Below are 17155 nucleotides of genomic sequence, written 5' to 3'. Positions count from 1 at the left end.
CCTCCTCATGCCGTCAGGCATTGCTCCGCAGCGTGTGCCGACGCATCGAGACGGCCGTTGGCGATCATCTCCTGGTACACCGCCAGCACCGCTTCCTCGATGGGCTCCATGGCGTGCTCGCCGTTGGGCTGGATGCCGGCGGCCTCCAGCTCGCCCCAGGGCTCGAAGCCGATCTTCGAGCAGAGCACCGCCTCGCAGCCCTTGAGTGCGCGGAGGCTGCCCGACAGCGCGCTTTCCTTGTCGCCGCAGCTGTCGTTGCCGATGCAGTACTGCTCGACCTTGCGATGGCCGATGAAACGCACTCCGGCCGGCGAGGCCTCGTAGACGAGGAACTCGCGGGCATGGCCGAAATGCTGGTTGACCAGGCCAGCGCCGCTGGTGGCGACGGCCATCAGCACCGGGCGATGGCGCGTGTCCGTCAAGCCCGTGAGCGGTGGCGTGGCCAGGCGCGCCTTCTTCGCCGCGCGCTCGTCCAGTTCTTCCTTGATCGCCGCATGGATGGCGGCGCGCTTGACCATCGCCGCGTCGTAGTCGATGTCCATTGTCTCGATCTTGTCGAGGGTGAACTCGTCGCCGCGGTCCTCGCCGAGCAGGCCCACCGCGTCGGCGCGGCACTGGCGGCAGTGGCGCATCATGTTCATGTCGCCGGCGCAGGCGTCCTGCAGGTCCTGCAGTTCCTCCGGCTCCGGGCTGCGCTGGCCCATCACGCCGTAGAAGGTGCCGTGCTCGGCCTCGGCGATCAGCGGCATGACGTTGTGCAGGAAGGCGCCCTTGGCCTTGACGATGCGGCTGACTTCTTTCAGGTGTTCATCGTTGACGCCGGGGATCAGCACCGAGTTGACCTTCACCAGGATGCCGCGCTCGACCAGCATCTCCAGGCCCTTCTGCTGGCGCTCGATGAGGATCTTCGCCGCCTTGCGCCCACGGATGCGTTTGTTGTTCCAGTAGATCCAGGGATAGATCTCGGCGCCGATGTCCGGGTCCACGCAGTTGATGGTGATGGTCACATGGTCGATGTTGTGCTTGGCCAGCTCGTCGACGCAGTCGGGCAGCGCCAGGCCGTTGGTGGAGACGCACAGCTTGATGTCCGGCGCCTGCTCGGAGAGCATGCGGAAGGTCTCGAAGGTGCGCTGCGGGTTGGCCAGCGGGTCGCCCGGCCCGGCGATGCCGAGCACCGTCATCTGCGGGATAGTCGCCGCCACCGCCTTGACCTTCTTCACTGCCTGGACTGGGTCCAGCAGTTCGGAGACCACGCCGGGGCGCGACTCGTTGGCGCAGTCGTACTTGCGGTTGCAGTAGTGGCACTGGATGTTGCAGGCCGGCGCCACCGCCACGTGCATGCGCGCGAAGTAGTGGTGCGCCTCCTCGGAGTAGCAGGGGTGGTTGTGCACTTTCTCGCGGATATGCTCGGGCAGGTGCGCGAGCTGGTCGTCCGAGCTGCCACAGGAACCCGCTGAACAACCGCCCCCGGCGGCATGCCCGGCCTCGCTCTGGCCCAGTACGTTCAGTTCCATGTTCGGTCTCCGAATAGAGGTCTGTCGCGGATACCTGGAGCAAGGGCCGTGCCTGTTTTCAATGCATTGTTTTTGAACGATTTTTCCAGCGCGTAGGCGGGATTCGTTGTTTCGCAACGAACAAAGTGGCGGAGTGGGGCGGGGCAACTGTCGCAAAGGCGACAAGGTGCGGCGCCCCGGTCCGCTGGTGCCGGGCTACTCCTCGAGGCGCCCGCTGGCGTCGCGATCGTGCGCATAGCGTCTCTTGAGCGGAAACGCCGGCAACCAGGACTCGCGGCGGACGGTCCAGAGCTCGTAGGTGGGCATCAGCAGGTCGGGGACATCCAGGGCTCCCAGGCTCACTTCGATTTCGTCCGCGGGGCGCGCGAAGACGGACGAGCCGTAGCGGGGACAGAAGAACCGCCCGGGATAGTCGCGTGTCTCGCCCGTGACCGTCACCGCCGCCAGGGGGAATATCGCCGAGGCGTGGAACAGGGCCCTGTGATGCTTGCGGCAGTCGAGACAATGGCAAAGGCCGACCCGATATGGGCGGCCCGACACCACGATGCGGACGTCGCCGGACAGGCAACCACCGCTGAATCGCGTCATGGCGCAGCTTCTCTGAGTCAAATGGCGCTGGGCTTTGCGCGCCTGCCTGTGTCGTGAAAATAGCAGTTCAAGGTATAAGCATGCCGACTTCGCCCACGCGCCAGGGCGGTGCATCGGTTAAAGGCCCCGCTGGCTCACCTTCAAGCCACCCGGCGACCGGCGTGAGGGCGCCGGCCATCGTTTCGCCGGCGACCTCCAGGCGGGCCGTTCTTGTGAACGCTAGCGGCGTTACGCCCCGCCCGGCCCCGCGACACGCAGCGCTTCGGCGACCAGCGAGAAGGCCGGCGACGGCTGCTTGCGGCTCGGGTAGTAGAGGTAGTAACCCTCGAACGGCGCACACCAGTCCTCCAGTACGCGCACCAGCCGGCCTTCCTCGATATGCGGGGCGAATTCGTCTTCCGGCAGGAAGGCGATGCCCAACCCTTCGAGCGCCGCCTGCACGATATGGGGCGTGCTGTTGAGGACCAGCTGGCCATCGACGCGGACGTTCAACTGCCGGCCCCGGCGCTCGAATTCCCAGACGTACAGGCCGCCATGGGTGGGGAAGCGCAGGTTGATGCAGCGGTGCGCCATGAGGTCGCCCGGCGCCTTCGGTATGGGGTTGCGGGCGAAGTAGGAGGGTGATGCGACCGCGGCCATGCGCAGCTTGGGGCCGATGGGCAGCGCGATCATGTCCTTGTCGATGGTGTCGCCCAGGCGCACGCCCGCGTCGAAGCGATCCGCCACGATGTCCCTGAATCCGTAATTGACGTCGAATTCGACGTTGATGTCCGGAAACTCGTGCAGCAAGGGGGCGAGTTTCGGCAGCAGCGTGGTGCGCAGGACGTGATCGGCGCAGGTGATCCGCACCGTCCCGGCCGGCTTGTCGCGCATCTCCGTCAGCACGTCCAGCTCCGCCTCGATTTCGTCGAAGCGGTGGCCGATCGCATGCAGCAGCCGTTCGCCCGCCGCCGTGGGCGAGACGCTGCGCGTGGTACGCGTGAGCAGGCGGATCTGGAGCCTTTTCTCCAGGCCGCTGATCGCCTGGCTGAGCGCCGATTGCGTCACGCCCAGCTGGGCGGCGGCGCGCGTGAAGCTGCCCGCACGCGCCACCGTGACGAAGGAGAGGAGATCGTTGAGGTTGCGTCTGACCATGGGGCGCAGTTTCGCATGAATGATTGATTAGTAGTTCTTATATCCGTTTTAAGGATTGATTAGCTAGTTGCGGGTGCATTCTTGCGGGAACATTATCCGGCATGAAAACGAACGGAACAGAGTGGCAACGGATGCCACCGCGACAGTGGACATCATGGCAATGAAGAAAAAGCCTTTTCCTCTCTCCTGGCCTTCGTTGCGTCGCTCGGCCTTGCCGCTGTTCGCCAGCTCGTTGCTGGGACTGGCGGCTTGCTTACCCGGCAACTCGGTGGCGCAGCCAGCCACGCCCGCGAAGGAATTCCCCATGAAGATTCGCCTGATCGTCGATGGCCAAAGCGCCACCGCCACGCTGTACGACAATGCCACCGCGCGTGATTTCGCCACGCTGCTGCCGCTGTCGCTGACGATGGAGGACTACGCCACCATCGAGCGCGTATCCAGCCTGCCGCGCAAGTTGTCCACGCAAGGCGCGCCGGACGGCATGGCGCCGGTGGCCGGCGAGCTGACCCACTACGCGCCCTGGGGCAACCTGGCGATTTTCGTCGAGCGTCGACCCCATGCGCGGGGCCTGCTGCCGCTGGGCAAGGTGGAGGAAGGCCTGTCCATCCTGGCCAGACCCGGGCCGTATCAGCTACGGATCGAGCGAATCGGGAACTGATGCCTCGGCTGCGCGCCTGGACGGCGCGGCAGCTTCGTTCGTTTCCCGTTCCTCGTGCGATGCACGCCCTAGCTGGCCGGGCACGACCTTTCACTCTCGGATCGAAGCACAGACAAGGCTTTCATGACCGCTCGAACATCCGCCGCGCCCATGGCCGGCACCGACACCCCATACGAAGCCGGACAAGCGGCCTCCTGGAGCGGCGTCTTCGCCCTGTCGTTCTGCGCGTTCGCGCTGATCGCATCGGAATTCCTGCCCGTCAGCCTGCTGACGCCCATGGCGAATGACCTCCGGGTCAGCGAAGGCATGGCGGGGCAGGGCATCGCGATCTCCGGCGCATTCGCCGTCCTGACGAGCCTGTTCATTTCGACGCTGGCCGGCAACCTGAACCGCAAGACGCTGTTGCTCGGGCTGACGGCGGCGATGGGTGTGTCGGGCGCCATCGTCGCGCTGGCGCCGAACTATTTCACCTACATGCTGGGCCGGGCGCTGATCGGCGTGGTCGTCGGCGGTTTCTGGTCGATGTCGGCGGCCATGGCCATCCGCCTGGTGTCGTCGCGCGATGTGCCGCGCGCCCTGGCCATCGTCAACGGCGGCAACGCACTGGCCACTGTGGTGGCCGCGCCGCTGGGCGCCTACCTGGGAACCGTCATCGGTTGGCGCGGCGCTTTCCTTTGCCTGGTGCCGGTAGCCCTGATCGCCCTGGCCTGGCAATGGAGGACGCTGCCTCCCATGCCGGCCGCGGCGCGGGCGTCGGGCAGCGCCAGTGCGTTCAAGGTGTTCACGCTGCTCGGGCGTCCCGGCGTCGGCGTGGGCATGCTGGCCAGCAGCCTGCTGTTCATGGGGCAGTTCGCGCTGTTCACCTACGTGCGGCCGTTCCTGGAAACGGTCACGGGCGTACAGGGAAGCGCGATATCGCTCATTCTGCTGGTGATCGGCGCGGCGGGTTTCATCGGCACCGTGCTCATCGGCCGGGTCCTGCAGCGGGGTTTCTACCAGACGCTGATCGCCATCCCGCTGTTGATGGCCGTGACGGCCCTGGCGCTGATCGCCTTCGGCAGCTGGCTGGCCATCGTCATCGTGTTGCTGGGCCTGTGGGGGCTGGCCGGCACTGCCGCGCCCGTGGGCTGGTGGTCCTGGATCGCCAGGGTCTTTCCCGGGGATGCCGAGGCGGGTGGTGGCCTGTTCGTCGCCGTCGTGCAGTTGTCCATCGCGCTGGGTTCGACCCTGGGTGGCCTGCTGTTCGACCACAGCGGCTACCGGAGCACGTTCATCATGAGCGCCGTGTTGCTGGCGAGCTGCGCCGCCCTGGCGGCCATGACGGCGCGCGGAGCGGCGGCGCGTGCCTGACGGGGGCTTCCGACGACATTGGAGAGCCGATCATCAAGCCGGCTTATGACTTCCAGGGCCGTGTCTCACTGAAAGAACGGGAGAAATAGCTTGAACAAACCCTGCGTCATCATTCACGCGCTGACGTCGCTGGACGGGAAGCTCGACCGTCCTGAATGCGACTCGGCGGCCCTTCAATGCGAGCAACCGGGCTGGCGTGAACTTCGGCAAAAGGTGAACGGAGGGCGGTCCTGATGAAGAAAGTCATCGTACTGGGCGCCAACGGCCGCACAGCCAGGGAAATCGTTCCACGCCTGCTGGAGCAGGGCGATGTGGAGCTGATGCTTTTCGCGCGCCACGCCGAACGCCTGCATGATTTCAAGAGTCCGCGCGTCCAGGTGGTCGAGGGCGACGCCCGCAGTCCAGATGCTCTGAAAAAGGCCCTCCAGGGTCAGGATATCGTCATCAGTGCGCTGGGCGGCATGGACCTCGGCGACGTCACGCAAGCCTTGGTCGAGACGATGGAGGCGCTTGGCGTTCGCCGCATCATCGCCATCAGTGCCGGAGGCATCTACGACGAACTGCCCGAGCCGTTCAATTCCTGGGACAAGAGCGTGGTAGGGCAGACCCGACCCACCAATCTGAAAACGGCCGAGGTGATCGAGAGTTCCTCCCTGGATTACACCATCCTGCGCCCGGTCTGGCTGACGGATGAAACCACCGAAGAGGTCCAGCTGACGCACAAGGGGGAGATCTACAAGGGCACGGAGACCTCGCGCGCCAGTCTTGGGCGCTTCGTGGCCGATCTCGTCGAGCATCCCGAGCGCCACGTCAACGAAAACCTCGGCATCAGCCAGCCTCATACCGAGGGGAACAGGCCCGCTGCCTATCGCTAGGAAACCACGATGAGCACCTGTCCTGGCGCATCACGGCCCCGTACGCCCCGAGAACACCAGAACCTCCAACGCCAAGGAGAAAACCATGAACGAATCCAACCCGAAGATCGCCACCAGCGGGCAGCCCGGCTCCCGCAGAGCGTTCATCCAGGGCTCCCTTCTCGTCGGCTCGGCAGCGCTTCTCGCCGGGCCGGCGGCCCTGGCGGCAGCGACTTCCAGCAGCAGCGAGGCAGGCACCATGCAACTGACACAGGAATGGGACAAGGTCTTCCCTCGAAGCGAGAACCTTGACCACCAGAAGATCACGTTCACTAACCGCTACGGCATCACCCTGGCGGCCGACCTGTATCTGCCGAAGAAGCGTAGCGGCGAGCGGCTTCCCGCGATCGTCGTCAGCGGCCCGTTCGGCGCGGTGAAGGAACAGTCGTCCGGCCTGTACGCGCAAACCATGGCCGAGCGCGGCTTCGTCACCCTGGCGTTCGACCCGTCCTACACCGGTGAGAGCGGCGGCGAGCCGCGCAACGTCGCCTCGCCGGACATCAATACCGAAGACTTCAGTGCGGCGGTGGACTTCATCGGCCTGCGCCCGGAAGTCGATCGCGAGCGCATCGGCATCATCGGTATCTGCGGCTGGGGCGGCATGGCGCTGAACGCCGTGGCCGTGGACAAGCGCGTCAAGGCCGTCGTGGCCAGCACCATGTACGACATGACGCGGGTCATGTCCAAGGGCTACAACGACAGCGTGACCCTCGAACAGCGCACGCAGACGCTGGAGCAACTGAGCCGGCAGCGCTGGCAGGACGCGGAAAACGGTACCCCCGCCTACCAGCCGCCCTACAACGAACTGCAGGGTGGCGAGGCGCAGTTCCTGGTCGACTACCACGACTACTACCGGACGCCGCGCGGCTACCATCCGCGGGCGGTCAACTCCGGCAATGCCTGGACGATCACCACGCCGCTGTCGTTCATGAACATGCCGCTGCTCACCTACATCGAGGAAATCTCGCCACGCCCGGTCCTGTTGATCCATGGCGAGAACGCGCATTCGCGCTACTTCAGCGAAACCGCCTACGAGGCGGCGGCCGAGCCGAAGGAACTGCTGATCGTCCCGGGCGCCAGCCACGTCGACCTGTACGACCAGTTGGACAAGATCCCCTTCGACAGGATCACGGCGTTCTTCGGCGAACACCTGCGCTAGGGACTGAATGAGTCCCTCATGATTCGGTGCGGATTCATGACATGCCGGGCGGCGAAGCCCCGCGGGCGTGCGCTCGATACGCGGCAATGGCACGTGCGATCCGTGGTGCCCTTGCCGCGCCGGATACAACGGTTATCGTTGCTGGCAAACGTCGCAATCTTGATGCGTGCGCCTGCTTCGAGCCGATGATTCGCCTGGCAACGATACGCCGCCACAGGTCATGTTGAATCTGGCGGCCAGAACCGGAAGACACGCCCATGGACCGTCGAAGATTTCTCACCGCAGGCGCTGAGCTGGGGGCTGCACTGGTCGCAGGATCGCTCCTGCCCGCCACCGCATGCTGGGCACAAACGCCACCGAATCCACGTAAGGAGACCTCCATGCCCAGGGCACAACGAGGTGCCGGCAAGGCCCGTGTGTTCATCACCGGTTCGGCCGATGGACTGGGCCATGCCGCGGCGCGGACGCTGCTCGCCGAGGGGCACGAGGTCGTCGTGCACGTCCGTTCCCGGGCCCGGCTGCCCGCCGTCGAGGAACTGCTGGAGCAGGGCGCCATCGCCACGATCGGCGATCTGTCGGACGTTGCGCAAATCCGTGATCTCGCCAGCCAGGTCAATGCGATCGGCCGGATGGATGCCGTTATCCACAACGCCGGCATCATTTCAGGCTCGCAGTTGCTGGTGGTCAACGTCGTCGCGCCATACCTGCTCACGGCCCTGATCCAGCGCCCCGAGCGCCTGATCTACCTGAGCAGCAGCATGCACCGGGGCGGGCGCGCCGACCTAGCCGGCATGGACTGGGCCGGCCGCACGTCCACGGGGAGCTACTCGGACAGCAAGCTGTTCGTCACCACCCTGGCCGCAGCCGTCGCGCGCTTGTGGTCGAAGGTGTACAGCAACGCGGTCGATCCGGGCTGGGTACCGACCAGGATGGGTGGCCCGGGCGCGCCCGACGACCTGCGGCTGGGACACCTGACCCAGGAGTGGCTCGCGACCAGTAATGACCTCGAGGCATTGACCAGCGGCGGCTATTGGCATCACCAACAGCGGGAGCAGCCGCATCCCGCCGTCAACGACGCAGGACTCCAGGACCGACTGCTGGCCGATCTCGCCCGCGCCACCGGCACGAAGCTGGCGTGATGGCGGCGCGGAGTTGCGTCGTCGCCTCGGGCTTCCCCGCAGCCGGCCGGACAGGCCGCCAGACACCAGCCGACACGCATCGTATCGAGAACGAAAGGAGGCAACCGCCGAGACGCGGTTGGAATCATGAAATCCCGGATTGACGACAGGATGACCGGTCAGTGCATCCGTAGCGTGCCGTTCTCACCTGCGCCGTGCCACGCGCACGGCAGCCAGTCGGGCGGCGAAGCGAGAGTGCGGAGTACTCCTGTATGAAAAAATTCTGCTCGCGTTTCCTGATGGTATGCGCCGGTATTGTCGTTCTGGGCGGTATTGGCATCGCCGCCTACCTGCAGCACCCGCTGTTCGGCGCGCTGCCGAGCGGCGAGTGGCTGGAGCGTATCGCGCGCTCGCCCAACCATGCCGATGGCGCATTCCACAACCAGATCGACACGCCGATGCGGACGACGGAGCAGCCCGAGTGGTCGATGTGGCTGGAGACGATCTTCGGGGAAAAGGGCCAGCCACGTCCGCCGGGTTCGATTCCCGCCATCAAGACCGATCTCGGGGCGCTCGATCCTGCGCAGGACCTGGTGATCTGGCTCGGCCACTCCTCCTACTTCGTGCAGTTGGCCGGGCAGCGCATCCTGATCGATCCGGTCTTCAGCAGCAATGCCGCACCCGTGCCGCGGGCGAATCTGGCCTTCGAAGGCACCAGCCTCTATACGGCGCAGGACATGCCCAAGATAGACGTGCTGCTGGTCACCCACGATCATTACGACCACCTGGACTATCCGAGCATCCTGGCGCTGCAGGCCAAGGTCAGGCGGGTGGTGGCCGGGCTCGGGGTGGGGGCGCACTTCGAGGCATGGGGCTACGACATGGACATCGTGCGCGAGGTCGATTGGTTCGATGTCGTCGAGCCGACACCAGGGCTGCAGATCCACGTCACCCCGGCCCGACATTTCTCCGGGCGTACCTTGACGCGCAACAGATCGCTGTGGGTCGGCTTCGCGCTGGTATCGCCCGAGCGCCGTCTGTTCTTCAGCGGCGACAGCGGCTACGCGCCGCACTTCGTCGAGATCGGCCGGCGGCTTGGTCCTTTCGACTGGGTGGCGCTCGATATGGGCCAGTACGATCCGCGCTGGGCCAATGTGCACATGAACCCCGAGCAGGCAGCGCAGGCGGCTGAAGACTTGCGAGCGAAGGTGTTGACACCCGCGCATGCTGGCCGCTTTTCCATCTCTCCCCACGATTGGGACGATCCGTTCAAGCGGATCACCGTCGCCAGCCAGGGACGCAGCTATGCATTGTGGACGCCGGAGATCGGCCGCCCCATTCACCTGGATGGCCGTGCCCAGGCGTTCAGCGCATGGTGGGAGGAAGCTTCAAGCTTCAAGCCAGGCTTCACCCCATTCTTCACCGCCAGGATTTCTGCCATCACGCTCACCGCGATTTCGGCGGGGGTCTTGCTGCCGATGTAGAGGCCGACCGGCGCATGCAGATGCCGCAGGGAGTCCTCCGTCTCGTCGAAGTGCTCGATGAAGCGGCGCCTGCGGCTCGCGGTGTTGCGCCGCGAGCCGATGGCGCCGACGTAGAAGGCGGGGCTGTGCAGCGCCGCCAGCAGGGCCAGGTCGTCGAGCTTGGGGTCGTGGCTCAGGGCGACGATGCAGGTGCGCGGGTCGGGATTCAGGGTACGAACCGCGTCGTCGGGCATTTCCGTGCTGAGCGCCACGCCTGCCACGGTCCAGGTTCCACGATGTTCGATGCGCGGATCGCAGACCGTCACCGCGAAGTCGTTGAACAGGGCCATGGTGGCCACGTACTCGGCCAGCGCGCCGGCGCCGATGAGCAGCATGCGGTATTGCGGCCCCAGGGTGCAGGACAGGCTGGCGCCATCGAAGCGCAGCGCCTCGGGGATCGAGGTCGGCTGCAGCGTCACCGCGCCGCTGGCGCAGTCGACCGTGCGCTGCATGAGCCGTCCCGATTCCAGCTGGCGCACCAGTTCGTCGAGCGCCGTGAAGTCCGGCTGGAACTCCAGCAGCAGTTCCAGCGTGCCGCCGCAGGGCAGGCCGAAGCGATGCGCCTCGTCCGCGGTGACGCCGTAGCGCACGACCGCGGGCGTCGTCTGCCCGATGTCTCCCGCGCCGCCGTAGGCGCGGGTGTAGCGGTGGACCAGGTCATCCTCGATGCAGCCGCCGGAGACCGAGCCCACGCAGCGGCCATCCTCGCGCAATGCCATCATCGAGCCCACGGGGCGCGGCGACGAGCCCCAGGTCTTGACCACCGTGACCAGCAGCAGCCGATGTCCGGCCGCATGCCAGTCGCGGGCGGTGCGCAGTACGCGTACATCGATGCTTTCCAATGTCGTGGTTCCTTATCGGGCATGAGCGGCCGTCAAGCGCGGCAGGGCATTCCTGTGTACTAGACCGTGCCCGCCCCGTCGCAGGTCGTGTGCGCCGACCGGCGGCGAATCGCCCGGCGTGCCCGAAGCCCACGACAGGCGACTTCCGGGCCGGTTCTTACGCCACCCTGCGCACCGGCAGGCTGCGCACGCGCTTGCCGGTGGCGGCGAAGATCGCGTTGCATAGCGCCGGCGCCACGGGCGGCACCGGCGGCTCGCCCACGCCGCCGGGCGGCAGGTCGTGGTCGTCGTTGACCAGGTGGGTGCGGATCAGCCGCGGCGAGGCGGAGTGGCGCAGCACTTCGTAGTCGTGGAAGTTGCTCTGCTGCACGCGGCCGCTCTCGAAGGTGATCTCGCTGGCCAGCGCCAGGCCCAGGCCCATGATGGCGCCGCCTTCCATCTGCGCGCGGATGCGTTCGGGATTGATCTGCGGGCCGCAGTCCAGCGCCATGTCGACGGCCAGCACGCGCACCTCGCCCTCGTCGTCCACGGCCACCTCGACCACGCTGGCCGTGTAGCTCATGAAGCTGTAGCAGAAGGCCAGGCCCAGGCCATGGCCCTCGGGCAGTTCGCGGCCCCAGCCGGCGCCTTCGCAGGCGGCCTCGATCACGCCGCGCAGGCGGCCGGTGTCGTAGGGGTAGCGTTCGGGCGACTCGGTGTAGTTCCAGGTGTCGGCCAGCGTGCCGGGGTCGAGCCGGCGTGCCGGCCCGATCAGGTCGAGGGCGAACTGCCGGTGGTCCTTGCCGGTGCGATGCGCCAGTTCGGCGATGAAGCATTGCGCGGCGAAGGCATGCGGGATGTTGGCCACCGAACGGAACCAGCCGATGCGCGCATGCGCCGGCACCTCGGCGGTTTCCACGCGCACGTTGGGGATGCGGTAGGGCATGTTGATGGCCGACATGGCCGACTCGAACAGCTGCTGGCCTTTCGCCCCTTCGGCGAACAGCGAGGCGATCGTGGGCGCGGCGCTGCGGTGCAGCCAGGAACGCACCTGGCCCTGCCGGTCGACGACGGCTTCCAGCCGTTCGCAGGAGACGGTGTGCAGGTAGTCGTGGCGGATGTCGTCCTCGCGCGTCCACACCAGCTTGACCGGGGTGCCTTCGGGCATGGCCCGGGCGACGATGGCGGCTTCATCGACGAAGTCGGGCTTGGACTTGCGGCCGAAACCACCGCCCAGCAGCAGGACGTTGACCTTGACCTTCTCGGGCAGGAGTCCGAGCCGGGCGGCCACGGCGTCCCGGGCGGCGACGGGGTTCTGGACCGAGGTCCAGACGTCGGCGCGGCCGTCCTGGATGCGCACCGTGGCCACGGGCGGCTCCATCGACGCATGGGCCAGGTGGGGCACGTAGTACTCGGCGGCGAAGCGCTCGCGCTCCGCTGCCTGCGCCCAACTGCCCGGGGCGTCGCCCTGGTCGCGCATCACCTTGCCGGGCGCGCGCGAAGCCTCTTCCAGCGCCTGGCGATAGGCGGCCGAGTCGTAGCCGGCATTGGCGCCGTCGTCCCATTCGAGTTCCAGCGCGGCACGGCCCTGCATGGCGGCCCAGGTGTTGCGCGCGACCACGGCCACGCCGCCCAGCGGCTGGAACGCCGGCGCGCCCTTGAAGGCGGGAATCTCGATGACCTGCAGCACGCCGGGCAGCGCCAGCGCCTTGCGGCTGTCCAGCCGGCGCAGCGTGCCGCCCACCACCGGCGGGCGCGCCACCACGGCGTAGACCATGCCGGGCAGGCGCATGTCCATGCCGTAGATGGCCTGGCCCGTGCCGATGTCTTCCAGGTCGACGAGGCGTACCCGGTCCTTGCCGATATAGCGGAACTCGGCGCGGGTCTTGAGCCGCAGCGTATCGCCCGTGGGCACGGGTTGCCTGGCCGCATCCGCCGCCAGTTCGCCGTAGCCCAGGCGGCGACCGCTGGGCAGGTGCAGGACTTCGTGCTGCGTCGCCCTGACCTCGGCGACCGGCACCGCCCAGCGCGCGGCGGCCGCCGCTTCGAGCATCTGCCGGGCGGCCGCGCCGACGCGGCGCATGGGCATCAGGAAGTGCCGCACGCTGCGCGAGCCGTCCACGTTCTGGTTGCCGTAGCGCGCCTCGTCGGCCTCGGCCTGCACGACCTTGACCCGGTCCCAGCGCGCCTCCATCTCGTCGGCCACCACCATCGGCAGGCTGGTGCGCACGCCGGTGCCCATCTCGGCGCGGTGCGCCACGATGGTGACGGTGCCGTCGGTCGCGATCGAGACGAAGACCAGCGGATCGTCCACCGTACCGCCGGGCATGCCGTCGGCACCGTATCGGGGAGCGTCGTCGGCCCAGGCGACGCTGACCAGGCCCCTGGCCGTCACGGCCAGCGTCAGCAGGCCCAGGCTGCCCTGCAGGAAACGACGTCGGGAGAGTGCGCTGCCGGTCATCTACTGGTCCCCCTGCGCAAGGACTTGCGCCGCCTGCTGGACGGCGGCGCGAATGCGCGGATAGGTGCCGCAGCGGCAGATGTTGCCGCTCATGGCTTCTTCGATCTGCTGCTCGCTGGGCGCCGGCGTGCTCTTGAGCAGGCCCACGGCCGTCATGATCTGGCCGGCCTGGCAGTAGCCGCACTGGGCGACGTTCTGTTCGAGCCAGGCGCGTTGCACCACCTGGCCCACGCGGTCGGCCTGCAGGCCTTCGATGGTGGTGATGGCGTGCCCGGCCGCCGTCGAAACGGGCGTGATGCAGGCGCGGACCGGCGCGCCGTCCATGTGTACCGTGCAGGCGCCGCACAGTGCCACGCCGCAACCGAACTTGCTGCCGGTCATGCCCAGCTCGTCGCGCAGCGCCCACAGCAGCGGCATGTCGTCGGGGACTTCGATGTCCCTGGCCTGGCCATTGACCTGAAGTCTCGCCATGGTGAACTCCTCGGGAAGGCAAAGGGCCACGGCCATGGCCCATCGCGGGTGATACGCGCTCGGAATTTTCCCGGAAAATATAGGCAGGCATTCATTAGAATGCCTACTAGCCGTATTAAGGACTCAACAGGTGTCCACTGTATTCGAGGCCCGGACGTGGCGCTCGAGGGGGCGCTGTGCCGTTCAGATCTTGCGCATGTGAATGTTCAGCGTCTGCACCCGGTAGGCGATCTGCCGGGGCGTCATGCCGAGCAGGCGGGCGGCCTTGGCCTGGACCCAACCGGCCTGTTCCAGGGCGGCGATGACGCGTTCGCGGTCGTCGAGGCTGTCGTCGGCGAGGTCGACCTCGGGGACCGGCGCCAGCGGCGTGGCGTCGTGGTCGAGGCCGGTGAGCGAGACCACGTCGCGGCTGATGGTGCCGTCCTCGCTCATGATCGCCGAGCGTTCCAGGCAGTTCTCCAGCTCGCGCACGTTGCCCGGCCAGCGGTGGCTCATCAGCAGGCGCAGGGCGCTGTCGGTCAGCTTGAGCGTGCGGCCCTGCTGGCGGGCTATCTTGTCGAGGAGGAATTCGGCCAGTTCCGGGATGTCGCCGCTGCGCTCGCGCAGCGGCGGGACGCGGATGGCCATGACGTTGAGCCGGTAGTAGAGGTCTTCGCGGAACTTGCCTTGCTCCACCTCGTGCTCCAGGTCGCGGTTGGTGGCGGCGACGATGCGCACGTTGACCTTCACCGTCTGGGTGCCGCCGACGCGCTCCAGCTCGCCTTCCTGCAGCACGCGCAGCAGCTTGGCCTGGAACATCGGCGAGATCTCGCCGATCTCGTCGAGGAACAGGGTGCCGCCGTCGGCCTGTTCGAAACGGCCCTTGCGCTGCTTCACGGCGCCGGTGAAGGCGCCTTTCTCGTGGCCGAACAGTTCCGATTCGAGCAGGGTTTCCGGTAGCGCGGCGCAGTTCAGGCGCACCAGCGGCTGGTGCGCGCGCGGCGAGTTGTAGTGGATGGCGCTGGCGATCAGTTCCTTGCCGGTGCCGGATTCGCCGAGGATGAGCACGGTGCTGTTCCACTTGGCCACCCGCCGTACCTGGTCGAATACCCGGCGCATGGAGGCGGTGTGGCCCACCACCATGTTCTCGAAGCCGTACTTGGCGCGGACTTCGCGGCGCAGTTCGTCGCGCTCGTCGACCACTTCCTGGCCGTCCTCGATGTTCACCACCAGGCGCACGGTCTGCGCCAGCAGGCGGGCGACGATTTCCATCAGGCGGGTGCGCTCGGGCATCAGCTCATCGGCACGGCGGTCGGGTTGCGCCGCCAGCACGCCGATGGTGGTGCCGTCGACGGCCTTGATCGGCACGGCGATGAAGGGCAGGTCCATGTCGTACAGCGCCAGCCGGTCGAGAAAGCGCGGTTCGGCGTCGATGCGGCCGAGCACCACGCTGTTGCCGTGCTTGAGGATGTTGCCGAACACGCCTTCGCCGATGCGGTAGCGGGCGCTTTCGCAGGCCCGCACCACGGCTTCGGAATCGCTGTGCACGGCGCCCACCTGCAGGCTGCCGTCCTTCGGGTTGCAGATGGAGACCAGTCCGTGCAGCAGGCCGAGGTCTTCGTGCAGCACGGCGAGGATATCGGCCAGCAGTTCCTCGATGGGCCGGCCGCGGTTGAGGATGCGGGCGATCTGCGCCAGCGCCTGCAGTTGAGCGTCCAGCAGTTCGCTGCGGGTCGGCGTGACGGGGCGTTCGGCGAATGTGGCGTTCATGCGAGCTCCCCCTGTCAACTGGCCGAGAAGGGCAGTTCGACGACGATCCTGCAGCCCTGATCGTAGCCGCTGTCGATATGCACCGTGCCGGCATGCTCGGTGACGGTTTCCTGCACCATGGCCAGGCCCATGCCGCGGCCAGCCTTGTGTGGCGGCTTGGTGCTGAAGAAGGGTTCGAACACCTTGAACGCCAGTTCCGGCGCGATGCCCGGGCCGCTGTCGGCGATTTCCAGGCGCACCACGCGCTGGCCCTGGACACTGGTGACGATCGACAGCGTGCGCGGGTTGTCCTGGTTCTGGCTCATGGCCTCGATGGCGTTGTCCAGCAACTGCTTGATCATGCTGCGCAGCCGGCCTTCGGCGCCCATCACCCAGGGCAGGCGCAGCGCCGGTTGCCAGTCGACGACGATGCCCTGGGCGAGCAGCCTGTCGGTCATCAGGCTGACCACTTCGCGGATCAGCTGGTTGACGTTGACCGGCACGCAACTGCCGGTCTGGCGCTGCGGGATCGAGCCGCTGAGGCTTTCCAGCGCGTCCATGCCGGCCTGGCTGGCTTCGCGCATGGCGCTGAGCACCGGGTCGCCCTCGGCGCTGTCGCCCAGGCGCCGTTCGAGCATGCGCAGCGCGGCGCTGATCAGGTTGACCGGGCCCTGCAGGCGGTGGATGGCGCCGTTGAAGGTCTCGCGCATGCCGTCGAGCAACTCTTCCTCGGCCATCAGCACCTTCAGCGCGTTGAGCTGGGAGGCCTGCTGTTGCTGGCGCAGCCCGGTGATGTCGTTGATCGTGAGCAGCAGGTAGTTTTCCTCGCCCGGGTCGAAGAAATCGTCGGCGCGCTCGCCCTCGATGCGGATGGCGCGGCCGTGGCAGGACAGCCAGCGCGGGGCGTGGCCGCCGAGGTCGAAGGTGACTTCCTTGCCGGTGAAGGCCTGGCCATGCGTCTTCAGCGCCTCGATGGCGCCGCCGAGGTTGTCCTGCAGCAGGCTCACCAGTTGCGCGGGCGTGGCCTGGTCGCCGAGCTCGGCGGCCAGGCGGTTGAAGCTGGGATTGGACAGGCGGATGCGCAGGGCGTGATCGAGCACGACGATGGCCGCCGGCGCGCTGTCGACCACCGCCTCGATGATCAGGCGCTGGTTGCTGACGCGCTGTTCGAGCTTGTGCTGGTCGCTGCTGTCGCGGTGCATGCCCAGGTAATGGATGGTCCGCTCGTGCTCGTCGAGCACCGGTGCCACGGTCAGCTCGGCGAGGTAGCAGCTGTCGTCCTTGCGCCGGTTGATCAGCATGCCGGACCAGGCCTTCTTCTGCGCCAGGCGGCTCCAGAGCGCCTGGTAGACCAGCCGCGGGGTGGTGCCGTTGGACAGCATCGACTCGTTCTTGCCGATCACCTCGGCGCTGTCGTAGCCGGTGATGGCGCTGAAGGCGCGGTTGGCATAGAGGATGTTGGCCTTCAGATCGGTGATGGAGATGGCGATCGGCGCGTGTTCCACGGCTTGCTGGAACACCTCGGGCGCCAATCCATCGGACGCGGCGGGTTGCCCCACGTCGCGCTCGGGGGTGGCCTGGGTCATGTGCATGTCCTCATCGATGCGGCGAAGCCGACGTCTGTGCGCCGGTATCCGCTGCAAAGCCATACGGTTAGGGGCTGTTGCCGTTTCATCGAGGTCGCGAATGAAATGGCAACAGCCCCCTCGGGTTTTG

The 17155-nt window shown here is 67.1% G+C and carries 14 protein-coding genes and 1 pseudogene; 6 read left to right on the top strand and 9 right to left on the bottom strand.

Going from position 1 to position 17155, the window contains the following annotated elements:
- Positions 1–5: 5 nt before the first annotated feature.
- From nifB to HZR81_RS12005, 4 genes are all read right to left on the bottom strand, one after another.
- On the bottom strand, positions 6–1514 hold the full coding sequence (nifB, locus tag HZR81_RS12020; RefSeq protein WP_500128205.1) for a nitrogenase cofactor biosynthesis protein NifB: 1509 nt from the start codon (positions 1512–1514) through the stop codon (positions 6–8).
- Positions 1515–1709: 195 nt separating this feature from the next.
- Positions 1710–2102: a GFA family protein gene (locus HZR81_RS12015; RefSeq protein WP_500128204.1), complete on the bottom strand. Its 393-nt coding sequence runs from the start codon at positions 2100–2102 to the stop codon at positions 1710–1712.
- Between the two features lie 228 nt (positions 2103–2330).
- The gene (locus HZR81_RS12010) at positions 2331–3236 is read right to left on the bottom strand and encodes a LysR family transcriptional regulator (RefSeq protein ID WP_500128203.1); all 906 of its coding nucleotides are present in this window, start codon (positions 3234–3236) and stop codon (positions 2331–2333) included.
- 63 nt (positions 3237–3299) lie between these two features.
- A complete protein-coding gene (locus tag HZR81_RS12005; protein ID WP_500128202.1) occupies positions 3300–3542 on the bottom strand; it encodes a hypothetical protein in 243 nt (80 codons plus the stop codon).
- On the opposite strand from HZR81_RS12005, the gene HZR81_RS12000 reads away from it, so the two are divergent.
- The 6 genes and pseudogenes from HZR81_RS12000 to HZR81_RS11975 form a co-directional block, all read left to right on the top strand.
- Positions 3541–3894, top strand: coding sequence for a cyclophilin-like fold protein (locus tag HZR81_RS12000; RefSeq protein WP_500128201.1), 354 nt, complete (start codon positions 3541–3543; stop codon positions 3892–3894). The genes HZR81_RS12005 and HZR81_RS12000 overlap by 2 nt on opposite strands.
- A 150-nt stretch (positions 3895–4044) precedes the next feature.
- The gene (locus tag HZR81_RS11995; RefSeq protein ID WP_500128200.1) at positions 4045–5244 is read left to right on the top strand and encodes an MFS transporter; all 1200 of its coding nucleotides are present in this window, start codon (positions 4045–4047) and stop codon (positions 5242–5244) included.
- 233 nt (positions 5245–5477) lie between these two features.
- Positions 5478–6119: an SDR family oxidoreductase gene (locus tag HZR81_RS11990; RefSeq protein ID WP_500128199.1), complete on the top strand. Its 642-nt coding sequence runs from the start codon at positions 5478–5480 to the stop codon at positions 6117–6119.
- Between the two features lie 238 nt (positions 6120–6357).
- On the top strand, positions 6358–7317 hold the full coding sequence (locus tag HZR81_RS11985) for an alpha/beta hydrolase (protein ID WP_500128243.1): 960 nt from the start codon (positions 6358–6360) through the stop codon (positions 7315–7317).
- Positions 7318–7697: 380 nt separating this feature from the next.
- The gene (locus tag HZR81_RS11980) at positions 7698–8456 is read left to right on the top strand and encodes an SDR family NAD(P)-dependent oxidoreductase (protein ID WP_500128198.1); all 759 of its coding nucleotides are present in this window, start codon (positions 7698–7700) and stop codon (positions 8454–8456) included.
- A 251-nt stretch (positions 8457–8707) separates the two neighbouring features.
- Positions 8708–9649: pseudogene (locus HZR81_RS11975) on the top strand (MBL fold metallo-hydrolase); the annotation flags it as partial.
- Between the two features lie 125 nt (positions 9650–9774).
- Here HZR81_RS11975 and HZR81_RS11970 read toward each other — a convergent pair.
- The 5 genes from HZR81_RS11970 to nifL form a co-directional block, all read right to left on the bottom strand.
- Positions 9775–10800: an XdhC family protein gene (locus HZR81_RS11970; protein WP_226685727.1), complete on the bottom strand. Its 1026-nt coding sequence runs from the start codon at positions 10798–10800 to the stop codon at positions 9775–9777.
- A 157-nt stretch (positions 10801–10957) separates the two neighbouring features.
- Positions 10958–13240 (bottom strand): xanthine dehydrogenase family protein molybdopterin-binding subunit, encoded by a 2283-nt coding sequence (locus HZR81_RS11965; protein WP_500128197.1) that lies wholly within the window; start codon positions 13238–13240, stop codon positions 10958–10960.
- On the bottom strand, positions 13241–13711 hold the full coding sequence (locus HZR81_RS11960; RefSeq protein WP_003302655.1) for a (2Fe-2S)-binding protein: 471 nt from the start codon (positions 13709–13711) through the stop codon (positions 13241–13243).
- Between the two features lie 183 nt (positions 13712–13894).
- Positions 13895–15460 (bottom strand): nif-specific transcriptional activator NifA, encoded by a 1566-nt coding sequence (nifA, locus tag HZR81_RS11955; protein ID WP_226685730.1) that lies wholly within the window; start codon positions 15458–15460, stop codon positions 13895–13897.
- Between the two features lie 14 nt (positions 15461–15474).
- Positions 15475–17025 carry a nitrogen fixation negative regulator NifL gene (gene nifL, locus HZR81_RS11950; RefSeq protein ID WP_500128196.1) on the bottom strand — a complete coding sequence of 517 codons (1551 nt, stop codon included), beginning with the start codon at positions 17023–17025 and terminating at the stop codon, positions 15475–15477.
- Positions 17026–17155 lie beyond the last annotated feature (130 nt).

This window comes from Pseudomonas sp. LM13 (genome assembly GCF_041381355.1).
GTDB classification, from domain to species: Bacteria; Pseudomonadota; Gammaproteobacteria; order Pseudomonadales; family Pseudomonadaceae; genus Stutzerimonas; species Stutzerimonas frequens.
The sequence above is the reverse complement of the archived record's forward strand: the minus strand, read 5'-3'. Positions and strand labels throughout refer to the sequence as shown.